This window comes from Streptomyces ossamyceticus, assembly GCF_001418475.1.
GTDB lineage: Bacteria > Actinomycetota > Actinomycetes > Streptomycetales > Streptomycetaceae > Streptomyces > Streptomyces ossamyceticus.
In genome coordinates, this window is the sequence record NZ_LIQX01000660.1 from 1 (window position 1) to 13,875 (window position 13,875).

The 13,875-nt window shown below is 70.7% G+C and carries 10 protein-coding genes; 7 read left to right on the forward strand and 3 right to left on the reverse strand.

Annotated elements, in window-relative coordinates:
- Positions 1 to 241: 241 nt before the first annotated feature.
- Positions 242 to 571, reverse strand: coding sequence for a WhiB family transcriptional regulator (locus tag AOK15_RS35985; protein ID WP_055522666.1), 330 nt, complete (start codon positions 569 to 571; stop codon positions 242 to 244).
- Between the two features lie 391 nt (positions 572 to 962).
- On the opposite strand from AOK15_RS35985, the gene AOK15_RS35990 reads away from it, so the two are divergent.
- The 4 genes from AOK15_RS35990 (at position 963) to AOK15_RS36005 (ending at position 5,358) form a co-directional block, all read left to right on the forward strand.
- Positions 963 to 1,574, forward strand: coding sequence for a response regulator transcription factor (locus AOK15_RS35990; protein ID WP_003948568.1), 612 nt, complete (start codon positions 963 to 965; stop codon positions 1,572 to 1,574).
- A gap of 257 nt (positions 1,575 to 1,831) precedes the next feature.
- Entirely contained in the window at positions 1,832 to 2,407 is a 576-nt protein-coding gene (locus tag AOK15_RS35995; protein ID WP_005481141.1) for a sigma-70 family RNA polymerase sigma factor, read from the forward strand.
- 202 nt (positions 2,408 to 2,609) lie between these two features.
- Positions 2,610 to 4,115: an IMP dehydrogenase gene (gene guaB / locus AOK15_RS36000; RefSeq protein ID WP_055522668.1), complete on the forward strand. Its 1,506-nt coding sequence runs from the start codon at positions 2,610 to 2,612 to the stop codon at positions 4,113 to 4,115.
- Positions 4,116 to 4,233: 118 nt separating this feature from the next.
- Positions 4,234 to 5,358 carry a GuaB3 family IMP dehydrogenase-related protein gene (locus AOK15_RS36005; protein ID WP_055522669.1) on the forward strand — a complete coding sequence of 375 codons (1,125 nt, stop codon included), beginning with the start codon at positions 4,234 to 4,236 and terminating at the stop codon, positions 5,356 to 5,358.
- A 662-nt stretch (positions 5,359 to 6,020) separates the two neighbouring features.
- Here the strand turns inward: AOK15_RS36005 and AOK15_RS36010 are convergent.
- Positions 6,021 to 7,229: a nucleotide sugar dehydrogenase gene (locus tag AOK15_RS36010; protein WP_055522671.1), complete on the reverse strand. Its 1,209-nt coding sequence runs from the start codon at positions 7,227 to 7,229 to the stop codon at positions 6,021 to 6,023.
- A 279-nt stretch (positions 7,230 to 7,508) separates the two neighbouring features.
- Here AOK15_RS36010 and AOK15_RS36015 point away from each other — a divergent pair, with 279 nt between their 5' ends.
- Positions 7,509 to 9,215 (forward strand): glycerol-3-phosphate dehydrogenase/oxidase, encoded by a 1,707-nt coding sequence (locus AOK15_RS36015; RefSeq protein ID WP_079058904.1) that lies wholly within the window; start codon positions 7,509 to 7,511, stop codon positions 9,213 to 9,215.
- Positions 9,216 to 9,338: 123 nt separating this feature from the next.
- Here the strand turns inward: AOK15_RS36015 and AOK15_RS36020 are convergent, their stop codons facing one another.
- A complete protein-coding gene (locus tag AOK15_RS36020) occupies positions 9,339 to 10,481 on the reverse strand; it encodes a serine hydrolase domain-containing protein (protein ID WP_055522675.1) in 1,143 nt (380 codons plus the stop codon).
- 377 nt (positions 10,482 to 10,858) lie between these two features.
- On the opposite strand from AOK15_RS36020, the gene AOK15_RS36025 reads away from it, so the two are divergent.
- Positions 10,859 to 13,081: a serine/threonine-protein kinase gene (locus AOK15_RS36025; protein WP_055522677.1), complete on the forward strand. Its 2,223-nt coding sequence runs from the start codon at positions 10,859 to 10,861 to the stop codon at positions 13,079 to 13,081.
- A gap of 576 nt (positions 13,082 to 13,657) precedes the next feature.
- Positions 13,658 to 13,875, forward strand: a 218-nt coding sequence (locus AOK15_RS36030; protein WP_157870475.1) for a hypothetical protein, incomplete at its 3' end; no start/stop codon positions are given.

Sequence of the window (13,875 nt, forward strand, 5' to 3'; positions counted from 1 at the left end):
CGCCCCGGCCGGCCGGGGCGGAGCCGGCTGAAGCCAGAGTCCGTGCTGGTGCTGGTGTGGCGCTGATGTGGGCGCTGATGTGCGGGGACTGATGTCGGTGAGGGGACTGGTGTCGGTGCGGGGACGGGGGCCGGGCCTCCCCAGAGCCGGGATCTCCCTCCGAGCGACCGCCGGGTGGTGGAGCGGTCGTACGCGCTGTCGTGGCGTCCGCGCGGGGCGCGGCGCCCGATGAAACGTTCCTTCAGTTGTTCGAACCGGCGTCGCCGACGGGTGCGGACGCCGACACCAGGCGGTGCCGGGCGCGCCCCATGAGCTCCTCGCGCTCGTCCTCGGTCAGCCCGCCCCACACGCCGTACGGCTCACGGACCGCGAGGGCGTGGGCCGCGCACTGGGCGCGTACCGGGCAGCGCATGCAGACCTCCTTGGCCGAGTTCTCACGAGCGCTCCGCGCCGCGCCGCGTTCTCCCTCGGGGTGGAAGAACAGAGAGCTGTCCACCCCTCGGCAGGCCGCGAGGAGCTGCCAGTCCCACAGATCAGCGTTCGGTCCGGGAAGGCGGGAGAAATCTGCCATTACGTGTCCCCTTGTTGCCGTTCTGAGAGGAGATGGTGCCCATGACCGTACATGGACTATCTAAGGAGATGAAAATATGACTCATTGCGAATCTAGCTCCAGACGCCAGCAAATAGGAACAAAAACGGCTGAATGGGGCATAGGTTGTGATGAAACGTTGAGGGTCTGACGTGCATGTCTGCACCGTGTCCGTGCCCTCACGTAGAGTGCCGAAGGTGGCCAGCCATCCCGTAACTCTTTCGAGTGACCGTCGTTGAGAGGGCGGAGGCGGTTGAAGGAACAAGCGCTCGGGCAGGCGTTCGTGTCCGCTCGTGAGTGTCGACCGCACAGGTGACGATTTCGTACCAGCCTGGAGGCTCAAGGTGACGCGCATCAGCTGCGGAGGACGGCCATGACATCCGTCCTCGTCTGCGACGACTCCCCGCTTGCCCGAGAGGCGCTCCGCCGCGCGGTGGCGACCGTGCCCGGCGTCGAGCGCGTGACCACGGCGGCCAACGGCGAGGAAGTCCTCCGCCGCTGGGGGGCCGACCGCTCGGACCTGATTCTGATGGACGTACGCATGCCCGGTCTGGGCGGCGTCGAGACCGTTCGGCGGCTGCTGTCCGCCGACCCCGGTGCGCGCATCATCATGCTCACCGTCGCCGAGGACCTGGACGGTGTGGCGCTCGCCGTCGCCGCCGGCGCCCGCGGCTATCTGCACAAGGACGCCTCCCGCGCGGAGCTGCGCGCCACCGTGACGCAGGCGCTCGCCGACCCCACCTGGCGACTCGCCCCGCGCCGGCTGCGGTCCGCCGAGATGGGCGCCGCGCCGACGCTCACCGCGCGGGAGATCCAGGTGCTGGAGGGCATGAGCCACGGCCGTTCGAACGCGGAGATCGGACGCGAGCTGTTCCTCTCCGAGGACACCGTGAAGACCCACGCGCGGCGGCTGTTCAAGAAGCTCGGTGCCTCGGACCGCGCGCACGCCGTTGCGCTCGGCTTCCGCTGGGGTCTGGTCCGCTGAGTTGAGCCGTTACGGGGGTAGGAGAATCCCCGCTCACCACCAGGTGGGCGGGGGTGGCCGAACGGTCCACCGGATGCCTGCTGCTCGTTTCGCCGCGGATGCCGCATCCTTGAGGTGTGGAGTTCCTCGGGGAGCAGTCGAACGAGCGGGAGGGGAGGGCGCAGGAGATGAGTTCCGGCGCGCCTACTCATAACGCTTCGGTGCACAACCATGGACGTGGCGCCACGGACCGGACGGCCGCAAGGCACCATGGACCGATGCGCGACGACGAGACGACAGTGATCGGTGCGCTCGTGCATCGCGCCGTCGACGGGGACGAGCAGGCGACCCACGATCTGCTCGCCCATGTCCACCCTCTGGCCCTGCGCTATTGCCGCACCCGTCTGTCGCGGCTGCCCGGTGACGCGCGGCACTTCGTGGAGGACCTGGCGCAGGAGGTCTGCGTCGCCGTCCTCCTCGCGCTGCCGCGCTACAAGGACACCGGACGGCCGTTCGAAGCCTTTGTCTTCGCCATCGCCGGCCACAAGGTCGCCGACCTTCAGCGCGCCGCGATGCGCCACCCCGGCTCGACGGCCGTGCCCTCGGACGAGATGCCCGAGCGTCCCGACGACTCCCTCGGCCCCGAGGAGCGCGCCCTGCTCAGCAGCGACGCCGAGTGGGCCAAGAAACTCCTGGCCAACCTGCCCGAGAACCAGCGGGAGCTGCTACTGCTGCGGATCGCCGTCGGGCTCACGGCCGAGGAGACGGGACAGATGCTCGGCATGTCGCCCGGCGCGGTCCGGGTGGCGCAGCACCGGGCGCTGAGCAGGCTCAGGGCCCTCGCCGAACAGTAGGAACCGCGTCGGTCGAGCAACAGGACCGGCGTTCGTGCCGCAGCTCGGAAGGCACCCCGTATGAACAGGCGGGGTGCCTTTTCCGTATGAAGTCCGTACGAACATACGAAGCTCGGGATGACTTCGTACCGTGGAATGTGTGCTCCGCACTTCCCGTTAGCATGGACATCCGCACCGATCAAGGCCATTTGGGGAAGGTGTCATGACTGCCAACGTCGACGGAGTGCCCGGAAAATTCGCGACGCTCGGGCTGACCTACGACGACGTGCTGCTGCTGCCGGGCCCGTCGGACATGGCTCCCGACGAGATCGACACCGCCTCGTACGTCTCCAGGAACGTGCGGGTGAACATCCCGCTGCTCTCGGCCGCGATGGACAAGGTCACCGAGTCCCGCATGGCCATCGCCATGGCCCGCCAGGGCGGCGTGGGTGTCCTGCACCGCAACCTGTCCATCGAGGACCAGGCCAACCAGGTCGACCTGGTGAAGCGTTCCGAGTCCGGCATGGTGGCCGATCCGATCACCGTGCACCCGGACGCCACGCTCGCCGAGGCCGACGCGCTGTGCGCCAAGTTCCGCATCAGCGGTGTCCCGGTGACCGACGGCAACAAGAAGCTGCTGGGCATCGTCACCAACCGCGACATGGCCTTCGAGACGGACCGCTCGCGCCAGGTCCGCGAGGTCATGACACCGATGCCGCTGGTCACCGGCAAGGTCGGCATCTCCGGCGTCGAGGCCATGGAGCTGCTGCGCAAGCACAAGATCGAGAAGCTGCCGCTGGTCGACGACTCGGGCATCCTCAAGGGCCTCATCACGGTCAAGGACTTCGTGAAGGCCGAGAAGTACCCGAACGCCGCCAAGGACGGCGAGGGCCGTCTCCTCGTCGGCGCCGCCGTCGGTGTCGCCGGTGACGCCTTCGAACGCGCCCAGGCCCTCATCGAGGCAGGCGTCGACTTCATCGTCGTCGACACCGCGCACGGCCACTCCCGCCTGGTCGGCGACATGGTCGCCAAGATCAAGTCGAACTCGACCGGCGTCGACGTCATCGGCGGCAACATCGCCACCAGGGACGGCGCCCAGGCCCTCATCGACTCGGGCGTGGACGGCATCAAGGTCGGCGTCGGCCCCGGCTCCATCTGCACGACCCGCGTCGTCGCCGGCATCGGCGTCCCGCAGGTCACCGCGATCTACGAGGCGTCCCTCGCCGCCAAGGAGGCCGGCATCCCGGTCATCGGCGACGGCGGCCTGCAGTACTCCGGCGACATCGCCAAGGCCCTGGTCGCGGGCGCCGACACGGTGATGCTCGGCTCGCTGCTCGCGGGCTGCGAGGAGTCGCCGGGCGAGCTGATGTTCATCAACGGCAAGCAGTTCAAGTCGTATCGCGGCATGGGGTCGCTCGGCGCCATGCAGTCCCGCGGCGACCGCAAGTCGTTCTCCAAGGACCGCTACTTCCAGGAGGGTGTCGCCTCCGACGAGCAGCTCGTCCCCGAGGGCATCGAGGGCCAGGTGCCCTACCGCGGCCCGCTCTCCTCGGTCGTCCACCAGCTGGTCGGCGGCCTGCGCCAGTCGATGTTCTACGTCGGCGGCCGGACGGTCCCGGACCTCCAGGCCAACGGGCGCTTCGTACGGATCACCTCCGCGGGTCTGAAGGAGAGCCACCCGCACGACATCCAGATGACCGTCGAGGCGCCGAACTACAGCCGTAAGTAGACAGCCGTAGGTGGACAACGGACCTGGTGAGGGCGGTCCCGGTGTATCCGGGGCCGCCTTCGTCGTGCCCGTCGGCGATACTGGAAGACGCTGAACGCTTCAGGGAAAGGCCACACACGTGACTGAGATCGAGATCGGGCGCGGCAAGCGCGGCCGCCGGGCGTACGCCTTCGACGACATCGCCGTCGTCCCCAGCCGTCGCACGCGCGACCCGAAGGAGGTCTCGATCGCCTGGCAGATCGACGCCTACCGCTTCGAGCTGCCCTTCCTGGCCGCCCCCATGGACTCGGTCGTCTCCCCGGCCACCGCGATCCGCATCGGCGAGATGGGCGGCCTCGGCGTACTGAACCTCGAAGGTCTGTGGACGCGGTACGAGGACCCGCAGCCGCTGCTCGACGAGATCACCGGCATGCCCGACGAGGCCGCGACCCGCCGCCTCCAGGAGATCTACGCGGCTCCCATCAAGGAGGAGCTGATCGGGCAGCGCATCAAGGAGGTGCGCGACTCCGGAGTGGTCACCGCGGCGGCGCTCTCCCCGCAGCGCACGGCGCAGTTCTCCAAGGCCGTCGTGGACGCGGGCGTCGACATCTTCGTCATCCGCGGGACGACCGTGTCGGCGGAGCACGTCTCCGGCTCGCACGAGCCGCTGAACCTGAAGCAGTTCATCTACGAGCTGGACGTCCCGGTGATCGTCGGCGGCTGCGCCACGTACACGGCGGCGCTGCATCTGATGCGGACCGGCGCGGCCGGTGTCCTCGTGGGCTTCGGCGGCGGTGCCGCCCACACCACGCGGAACGTGCTGGGCATCCAGGTCCCGATGGCGACGGCGGTGGCCGACGTGGCCGCGGCCCGCCGTGACTACATGGACGAGTCCGGCGGCCGGTACGTGCACGTCATCGCCGACGGCGGTGTCGGCTGGTCCGGCGACCTCCCCAAGGCGATCGCCTGCGGCGCCGACGCGGTGATGATGGGCTCCCCGCTGGCCCGCGCCACGGACGCGCCCGGCAAGGGGCACCACTGGGGCATGGAGGCGGTGAACGAGGAACTGCCGCGCGGCAAGAAGGTCGACCTCGGCACCGTCGGCACGATCGAGGAGGTCCTGACCGGACCATCGCACACGCCCGACGGCTCGATGAACCTCTTCGGTGCGCTGCGCAGGGCCATGGCCACCACCGGGTACAGCGAGCTGAAGGAGTTCCAGCGCGTCGAGGTGACGATCGCGGACTCGCAGCACAAGCGGTGAACTGACACCGCGCTCGACTTGAGCGGAGAGAGGGGCCCGGTCACCCGCGGGGGTGGCCGGGCCCCTTTCGCGTGCCCGAGTGGGCTGGTGGGGGCGTGGGTTGCCGGTTGGGGGCGCGCGGTTGCATTCGGGGCGAATGTGGGCCGAACGGGCGAAGTCGGCCGATAGCTTTCGTGGCTGGCGCCCCAGTTCTTCTGGGGCCCCCTTCCAAGGACATGGTCCGGACCCCGCCCTCGGGGCCCGGCCCGATCTCCGACGGACCGTTCACCGGGCTACTGGGCGGTGTCGTGGAAGGGGGCGCCCATGGGACGTCACCGCAAGCCCACCCGCTGGGACCGACTCCGTCTTCGGATGGTGCAGTGCCGGAGGAGGTGGATCTTGCGGCTTTACGGATGGTGAGCGGCCGCCCCCAAAAGAACTAGGGGCGGACACTCCGTGAACCATCCAGGAGCCTGCCGCAGCAGCCACTGCGGTGGGCTCCAACTTCTTGTGAGACGGTGAGCGGCCGCCCCCACAAGAACTAGGGGCGGACACTCCGTGAACCATCCAGGAGCCTGCCGCAGTGCCCTCTGCGGTGGGGGCTCCATCTGTTTGTACGGTACCGGGCGCCGGGCTTCGGTTGCCACCAGTGCCGGAGTGTCGGGGGGTGGTGTGCGCCCCCTCTACAGTCTGTGCGCCGCGCCCGTCGGGGTGGCCCCGCGGGTGTCCAGCAGGAGCTGGGCCTTGACCGACAGGCCCTGGAGGTCGTAAGTGCGGTGGTGCTGGAGGAGGATCGTCAGGTCGGCGTCGGCCGTGGCCTCGTAGAGGGAGTCGATGCGGGGGACCGGGCGGTCGAGGACGCTCCACGCGGGGACGTGCGGGTCGTGGTAGCTGACGTGCGCGCCGAGTTGGAGGAGCCGGCGGGCGATCTCCTCCGCGGGGGTGCCCTGTTGGTCGGGGATGTCGGGCTTGTATGTGACGCCGAGGAGGAGGACGCGGGCTCCGCGGGCCGACTTGCCGTGCTCGTTGAGGAGGGTGGCGGCGCGCTGGACGACGTACTGGGGCATGCGGTGGTTGACCCGCTGGGCCAGTTCGACCATGCGCAGTGAGTGCGGGGCCTGGCCCGACAGGTCCTGGGCGAGGGCGTGACCGCCCACGCCGGGGCCCGGGCGGAACGCCTGGAAGCCGAACGGCTTGGTCTCGGCGCAGCGGATGACGTCCCACAGGTCGACGCCGAGGTCGTGGCAGAGGACGGCCATCTCGTTGACGAGGGCGATGTTGACGTGCCGGTAGTTGGTCTCCAGCAGTTGCACAGTCTCGGCCTCGCGGGGTCCACGCGCGCGTACCACCTTGTCGGTGAGCCGGCCGTAGAAGGCGGCGGCCGACTCGGTGCAGGCGGGGGTGACGCCGCCGATCACCTTGGGGATGTTCGCGGGACCGAAGTCGCGGTTGCCCGGGTCGACGCGGGCGGGCGAGTAGGCGAGGTGGAAGTCGCGGCCCGCGCGCAGCCCCGACCCCTTCTCGAGGAGCGGCCGCAGGAACTCCTCGGTCGTGCCCGGGTGGACCGGTGACTCCAGGATGACCGTGGTGTGCGGGCGCAGCCGGGCGGCCAGGACGCGGGCGGCCTCCTCCACCTGGGTGAGGTCCGGCGCTCCGTCGGCGCCCATGGGCACGGGGACGCAGATGACCGCCGTACGGACCCGGCCGAGTTCCGCGGGGCTGGTGCCGGGCTTGAAGCCGCGGGCGAGCATGCGGCGCAGTTCGGCGGGGGTGAGGGAGCCGCGTTCGGGGCCGGTGCGGTAACCGAGCGTGGGGATGCCGGCGGCGACGGCGGCCTGGGCCAGCGGCAGGCCGAGCTGGCCGAGTCCGATGACGGCGAGATCTGCGGGCATGGCGTGAGCCGTCCTTCCCAGTAACCGAAGCGGGACAGACGCGCAAGCCCTGTGGACTGGACGAGCGAGCGCAATGTCAGACTAGGAGTAAATATGACCGATGTGCTGGATTGGGTGGGGTATGTCGTCGCGCGTCCGGAGAGTTGTCCACAGGCTGGGGGCGGGTGGTGGCCGATGTCGGGCAACAAGGTCAGAATTCTGGGCAGGGGGATGTGAGCAGGGTCTTGCTTGACGGGCATCGACAGGTGGGACCGGCGCGACAACCAGCGGGAGGCAGCGGTGAGGACAGCGGCACTGGGACCGGCACAGCGCGCCGAGTCACTGGCGGGTATGGCCGAGCGCGAGCTGGACGTGCTGGTCGTGGGTGGTGGCGTGGTCGGCGCGGGAACGGCCCTGGACGCCGTGACACGCGGCCTGTCCACGGGCCTCGTCGAGGCACGTGACTGGGCGTCGGGCACGTCGAGCAGGTCGAGCAAGCTCATCCACGGCGGCCTGCGCTATCTGGAGATGCTCGACTTCGCCCTCGTGAGGGAGGCCCTGAAGGAACGCGGGCTGCTTCTGGAGCGTCTCGCACCCCATCTGGTGAAGCCCGTGCCGTTCCTCTACCCCTTGCAGCACAAGGGCTGGGAGCGGTTCTACGCGGGATCCGGCGTCGCCCTGTACGACGGGATGTCGATGGCCCGCAGCCACGGCCGGGGCCTGCCCCTGCACCGCCATCTGAGCCGCCACCGCGCCCTGCGCATCGCACCCTGCCTCAAGAAGGACGCGCTGGTCGGAGCCCTCCAGTACTACGACGCCCAGATGGACGACGCCCGCTACGTGGCCACCCTGGTACGCACGGCCGCCTCCTACGGCGCGAAGGTCGCCAACCGCGCCCGCGTGACGGGGTTCCTGCGCGAGGGCGAGCGGGTCGTCGGCGCCAAGGTCCAGGACGTCGAAGGGGGCGGGGAGTACGAGATCCGCGCCAGGCAGATCGTGAACGCCACCGGGGTGTGGACCGACGACACCCAGGCGATGGTCGGGGAACGCGGCCAGTTCCACGTGCGAGCCTCCAAGGGCATCCATCTGGTCGTACCCAAGGACCGGATCCACTCCACGACCGGGCTGATCCTGCGGACCGAGAAGTCCGTGCTGTTCGTCATCCCCTGGGGCCGGCACTGGATCGTGGGCACCACCGACACCGGCTGGGACCTGGACAAGGCCCATCCGGCGGCGTCCAGCGCGGACATCGACTACCTGCTGGAGCAGGTGAACTCCGTCCTCGCGGTGCCACTCACCCGTGACGACGTGCAGGGCGTGTACGCCGGGCTCCGACCGCTGCTCGCCGGCGAGTCGGAGGCGACCAGCAAGCTCTCACGCGAGCACACCGTCGCCCACCCCGTGCCGGGGCTGGTGGTCGTGGCCGGCGGCAAGTACACGACGTACCGGGTGATGGCGAAGGACGCGGTGGACGCCGCCGTGCACGGGCTCGACCAGCGGGTCGCCGAGTGCGTCACCGAGGACGTGCCGCTGCTGGGGGCCGAGGGGTACCGGGCGCTGTGGAACGCGCGGGCGCGGATCGCGGCCGGCACCGGGCTCCATGTGGTGCGCGTGGAGCACCTGTTGAACCGGTACGGGTCCGCGACCGAGGAACTCCTCGACCTCATCGCCGACGACCCCTCCCTGGCCGAGCCGCTCCAGGCCGCCGACGACTACCTACGGGCCGAGGTCGTCTATGCGGCCTCCCACGAGGGCGCGCGCCACCTCGACGACGTGCTCACCCGGCGCACCCGGATCTCCATCGAGACCTTCGACCGGGGGACGCGCAGTGCGCGCGAGGCGGCGGAGTTGATGGCGCCGGTGCTCGGCTGGGACAAGGACCAGATCGAGCGGGAGGTCCAGCACTACGAGAAGAGGGTGGAGGCCGAGCGGGAGTCGCAGCGGCAGCCGGACGACCTGACGGCCGACGCGGCGCGGTTGGGTGCGCCGGACATCGTGCCGCTGTAGCGACGTGCCGCTGTGTGAGTGTCTCGCTGTGTGAGCTTGTCGCTGTGTGAGCGTGTCGCTGTGAAGGGGGGCGTGGGACGGGAGTGTCGCTGGACGGAGCGAGCAGTACTCCCGTGCCTGTGGTCATCTCAGGGTGCGGGGGCAGAACTCCGCGGCGAGCAGCGCCGGTTCCACGTCGGGGTCCTCGGGCGCGTCCGTGTTCACGCGGTAGGTGAGGACGTGACGGCCGTCGACGGTGGCGGCGGTGCGCACATAGCTGCCGGAGATCCGGCCGTTGTGCCCCCACACCGTGGTGCCGCACGGCAGCCTCACGGGGTAGAGGCCCATGCCGTACGCGCCGTGCGCGGTCCCGGTGTCGAGCATCTCGCGGAGCTGGCGCGGGCGCAGGAGTTCGCCGCCGAGCAGGGCGCCGTAGAAGCGGTTCAAGTCGGGCAGCGTGGTGACGAGTTCGCCCGCCGCCCCGGCCGCGCGCGGGTCGAGGTCGGTGACATCGGAGCCGTCGGCGGAGTAGGCGCGGCCGTGTGGCTCCGGCAGTGAGGAGCGGGCACCGGGGAAGGACGTCCCCGTCAGACGGAGGGGCGCGATGACGCGGCGCTCGGCCTCGGTGGCGTAGGAGTTGCCGGTGACCTGTTCGATGACCAGGCCCAGCAGCACGTAGTTGGTGTTCGAGTAGAAGAAGCGGCCGGGGACGGCCGGGGGGAGGGCGAGGGCGAGGCGTACGGCCTGACGCGGGGTCACGGGGGTGGTTCCCCCGGTGACTGCCGTGAAGTCGGCGAGACCGCTGGTGTGCGTGAGCAGCGCGCGCAGGGTGATGCGGCGGCCGTCGTCGCCCCGGCTCCCGCCCTCGCCTCGGACCAGGCCCGGTAGGTGGTCCTCCACCGAGTCCGACAGCGACAGCCGGTGCTCGGCGGCCAGCTGGAGCACGACGGTGGCGATGAACGTCTTGGTGATGCTGCCGGCCCGGAAGTGGTCGGCGTGGCGGAGCTGCTCGGGCTTCTGCTCGGGCCGCTGCGCGGGCGTTCCTTCTCGGCCGACTTCGTCCTCCGCCTCGGCGTGGGCGTAACGGGTGCCGGACAGGTCGTCGGCGAGGAGGGCGGCGGCGGGGGCGTGGCCCCGGGTGACCAGGAGGGGGAGGACGGCGTCCGTGTCCGCCGCGACCTGCGCCCGGGAGGCCGTCGGGGCCACGGCCAGGAGGAACAGGGCCACGGGGACGGCCAGGTGCGCGATGGGCTTCCTGGGTGTCATGGGCGTCCTGGTCGGTGGCATCGGTTCTTCCCTGTCGCGGCACATCATGCGGGACGGCCCCGGGCGGCGCCGGAGCGGGGGCCGACTCCGGGGTGGCCCGACGTGCCGCGCCTGCGCTGGCTGGTTCTCGTCGTCCCTGTCGTGCCGTCCCGACCCGCTTCCCGAGGGCGTGCCCGGGAACCCTGTCCGACGCCTCAGAAGTGCTTCCCCGCACGCCGGACGGGGTGCGGGGACCGGGCCGACGGGCCGACTATGCCCGACCCGGCGGTGAAGTGTGGGTGGGCGGAGTGAGGGTCTGGGGAGATGCGGTGGCTGGTTGAAGGGCACCCTGGGCGAGGGGCGCTTGGCGGGTGGGTGACAATGGAGGCTCTGTCAGGGCGGGTTGCATGAGGGGACGCATGTCGGAGGCGGAGCGGGCTGGGGAATCCCGTCAGGACAAGGACGCACGTCTCCTCGCCGGGCGGTACCGGCTGGGAGGGGTGCTCGGTCGGGGCGGCATGGGCACGGTATGGCGTGCCAAGGACGAGACGCTGGGCCGTACGGTCGCCATCAAGGAGCTGCGGTTCCCGTCGAGCATCGACGCGGACGAGAAGCGGCGGCTGATCACGCGCACACTGCGCGAGGCCAAGGCGATCGCACGGATCCGCAACAACGGCGCGGTGACGGTGTTCGACGTCGTCCACGAGGACGACCGGCCGTGGATCGTGATGGAACTCGTCGAGGGCAAGTCGCTCGCCGAGGTCATCCGTGAGGACGGGGTGCTCGAACCGAGGCGCGCCGCCGAGGTGGGACTCGCGATCCTCGACGTGCTGCGCGCCGCGCACCGCGAGGGCATCCTGCACCGGGACGTGAAGCCGTCGAACGTGCTGATCGACAAGCATGACGGCCGTGTCGTCCTCACCGACTTCGGTATCGCGCAGGTCGAGGGCGACCCGTCCATCACCTCGACCGGCATGCTCGTGGGCGCCCCCTCGTACATCTCGCCGGAGCGGGCGCGCGGGCACAAGCCCGGCCCCGCGGCGGACCTGTGGTCGCTCGGCGGTCTGCTGTACGCGGCGGTCGAGGGCGTGCCCCCGTACGACAAGGGGTCGGCCATAGCGACGCTGACCGCGGTGATGACCGAGCCGGTCCCGGAGCCCAAGCGTGGCGGGCCGCTGAGGGACGTCATCTTCGGACTGCTCACCAAGGACCCCGAGCGGCGACTCGACGACGCGGGCACGCGGGCGATGCTCAACACGGTCATCCACGCACCCGACCCGAAGGACGCCGCGCCGCTGGACGCGACGCAGCTCGTGCCGCTGCCGGTGGTGCCTCAGGAGCGGCCCAAGAAGGGCGGGTTCGGCGCGCTCGGGACCAAGCGGGGCGACGAGGCCGGGGAGCGGCCTCGCGCGCCTCGCTGGTCCATGCGCAAGGGCGCGCCCGAGACGGGGGCGGCCGCTGCCGCCGCGTCGAGCACGTCCGGAAGCGCCTCCGGCGCGGCCGCCCGGGGCGCCACCGGGAACACGCGGGGCGCGGCCGCGGCCGCGTCGACCCCGCCCGCGTCGCCCGCCAAGCCCGTCACATCTGCCAAGCCCGCCAAGCCCGCCAAGCCCTCCAAGCCCGCCGAGTCGGCCACGGCCGTGACCACGAAGTCCGCGTCGGTCGGCCTCTCTTCCGGGGCCGCCGCAGGGACCGTGTCTGCCGGTGCCGCCAAGGCCGGGAGCGCTTCGGGCAAGCCGGTCGCCGGTGCGGTCGGGGCGCGCGACGGTGACACCGTCGCGGGCGGTGCGACCTCCTCGGGGTGGCCGCAGGTGCCGCCGCCGGACCTGCCGCCGCGGCCCGTGCCCAGGGCGCCCATCACGGATGTGGTCTCGCGGCGGACGCTCGCGGTCATCGCGGTGGCCGTGGCGCTGGTGGTCCTCGGGACCGTGCTGGCGTTCGCGTTCAGCGGCGACGACAGCGCAGACAACAGCAAGGGCGCCGGCACCAAGGTCGCCGTATCCAGCGGGACTTCCTCGGACGCCGCCAAGGACGAGGACAAGAACGCCAAGAACGGCAAGGACGACGACGCGGGGTCGGTCCCCAGCCCGGACGGTGAGACCTCCCAGGAGGCCACGGAGTCGGACGACTCCACGGACAACTCGCCGTCCACCGACTCCGACACGTCGAGCGGTTCCGGCGGTTCCGGCGGCTCCGGGTCCTCGAAGGACATCTCCGCCGAGACGTACAAGAGCGGCCAGGGCTTCTCCATCGGACTGCCCGACGGGTGGAAGTACCAGTCCACGGGCGCGGCGGGCGCCCGGTTCGCCGGGCCCGACGGGCAGAAGCTGCTCGTGGGGTGGACGAGCACCCCGAAGGACGACCCGGTCGCCGACTGGAAGAACCAAGAGCAGTACATGACCCGCGCGCAGTACGACCGGATCCGCATAGAGGCGGTGAACTACCGGGGCTGGAACACGGCCGACTGGGAGTTCACCTATGTGGAGGGCGGGACGAAGTACCGTTCGATCGACCGTGGGTTCGTGGTCGACGAGCGGCAGGGGTACGCGCTGATGTACACGGCCAAGGCCTCCGAGTGGAGCGGCGAGCTGCGCAAGAACACCTGGCGGACTTTCACCAAAACGTTCCGCCCGAAGTCCTGAGGCCCCGGGGGGCGTCCCTGAGCGCGGCGGTCACGGTGCCTCGGGTGCCGCCCCCGTCGACACACTCCGCCGGGTCCGCCGAGGAGCACCGGTAGGCGCGTGGGAGGCGCTCCGAGGCACACCGGACGCGGGCCGCGGAGCGCGTGTGACGGCGTGAGTCCCCGGTGCGCCGGGCGGGCGCGGCACTCGTGGACGGGCGGTTCGGGCGTACGTCGACGGCGGTTCGGGCAGGGGGGCGCGGCTGTTGTGCGCCGGTGCCCATCTCGTTATGGAGCCGTGAGGATGCCGCTCCGGCCCGCTGGGCCGTACGGGGGCGTGCGGGGGCACGGGGTGGTGTGAGCTCCTCCGATGCGAGGTCGGCTGGGGGAGTTGTGCCCGCCCGGTGAGTTCGGGGACGGGCGTTCCGGGGAAGATCGAGGGCGTTCGAGCGCATTCGAGACGGGTGAGATATCGCATCCCCTCAATGCGGGTTGCCTCAGGCACGTATCGTGAATGGCTGCGGACCGTACGCATCCAGCACGGAACAAGCCGCCGGACGAACGAATTTGACCAACCAGACGGTCGGGGGAGGGCATCGTGGACGAATACGCGGGACGAGTACTCACGGACCGTTACCGCCTGCCGCTGCCGCCCACCGACGACTACGAGTTCGCCGAGAGCCGGGCCTTCGACACCTACAGCGGCCAGGAAGTCCTCGTACGGCAGGTGCCGTTGCCCGAGGTCGTCGAGGCCGAGGTGCTCGACGCGGACGGCCTGCCCGAGGGGTACGTGGCCCGGGACCGCGGGGCGCGCCG

Coding starts and splice junctions, on each gene's coding strand:
- AOK15_RS36025 (WP_055522677.1), top strand. CDS start 10,859: ATGTCGGAGGCGGAGCGGGCTGGGGAATCCCGTCAGGACAAGGACGCA.
- AOK15_RS35995 (WP_005481141.1), top strand. CDS start 1,832: ATGCGCGACGACGAGACGACAGTGATCGGTGCGCTCGTGCATCGCGCC.
- AOK15_RS36020 (WP_055522675.1), bottom strand. CDS start 10,481: ATGCCACCGACCAGGACGCCCATGACACCCAGGAAGCCCATCGCGCAC.
- guaB (WP_055522668.1), top strand. CDS start 2,610: ATGACTGCCAACGTCGACGGAGTGCCCGGAAAATTCGCGACGCTCGGG.
- AOK15_RS35990 (WP_003948568.1), top strand. CDS start 963: ATGACATCCGTCCTCGTCTGCGACGACTCCCCGCTTGCCCGAGAGGCG.
- AOK15_RS35985 (WP_055522666.1), bottom strand. CDS start 571: ATGGCAGATTTCTCCCGCCTTCCCGGACCGAACGCTGATCTGTGGGAC.
- AOK15_RS36010 (WP_055522671.1), bottom strand. CDS start 7,229: ATGCCCGCAGATCTCGCCGTCATCGGACTCGGCCAGCTCGGCCTGCCG.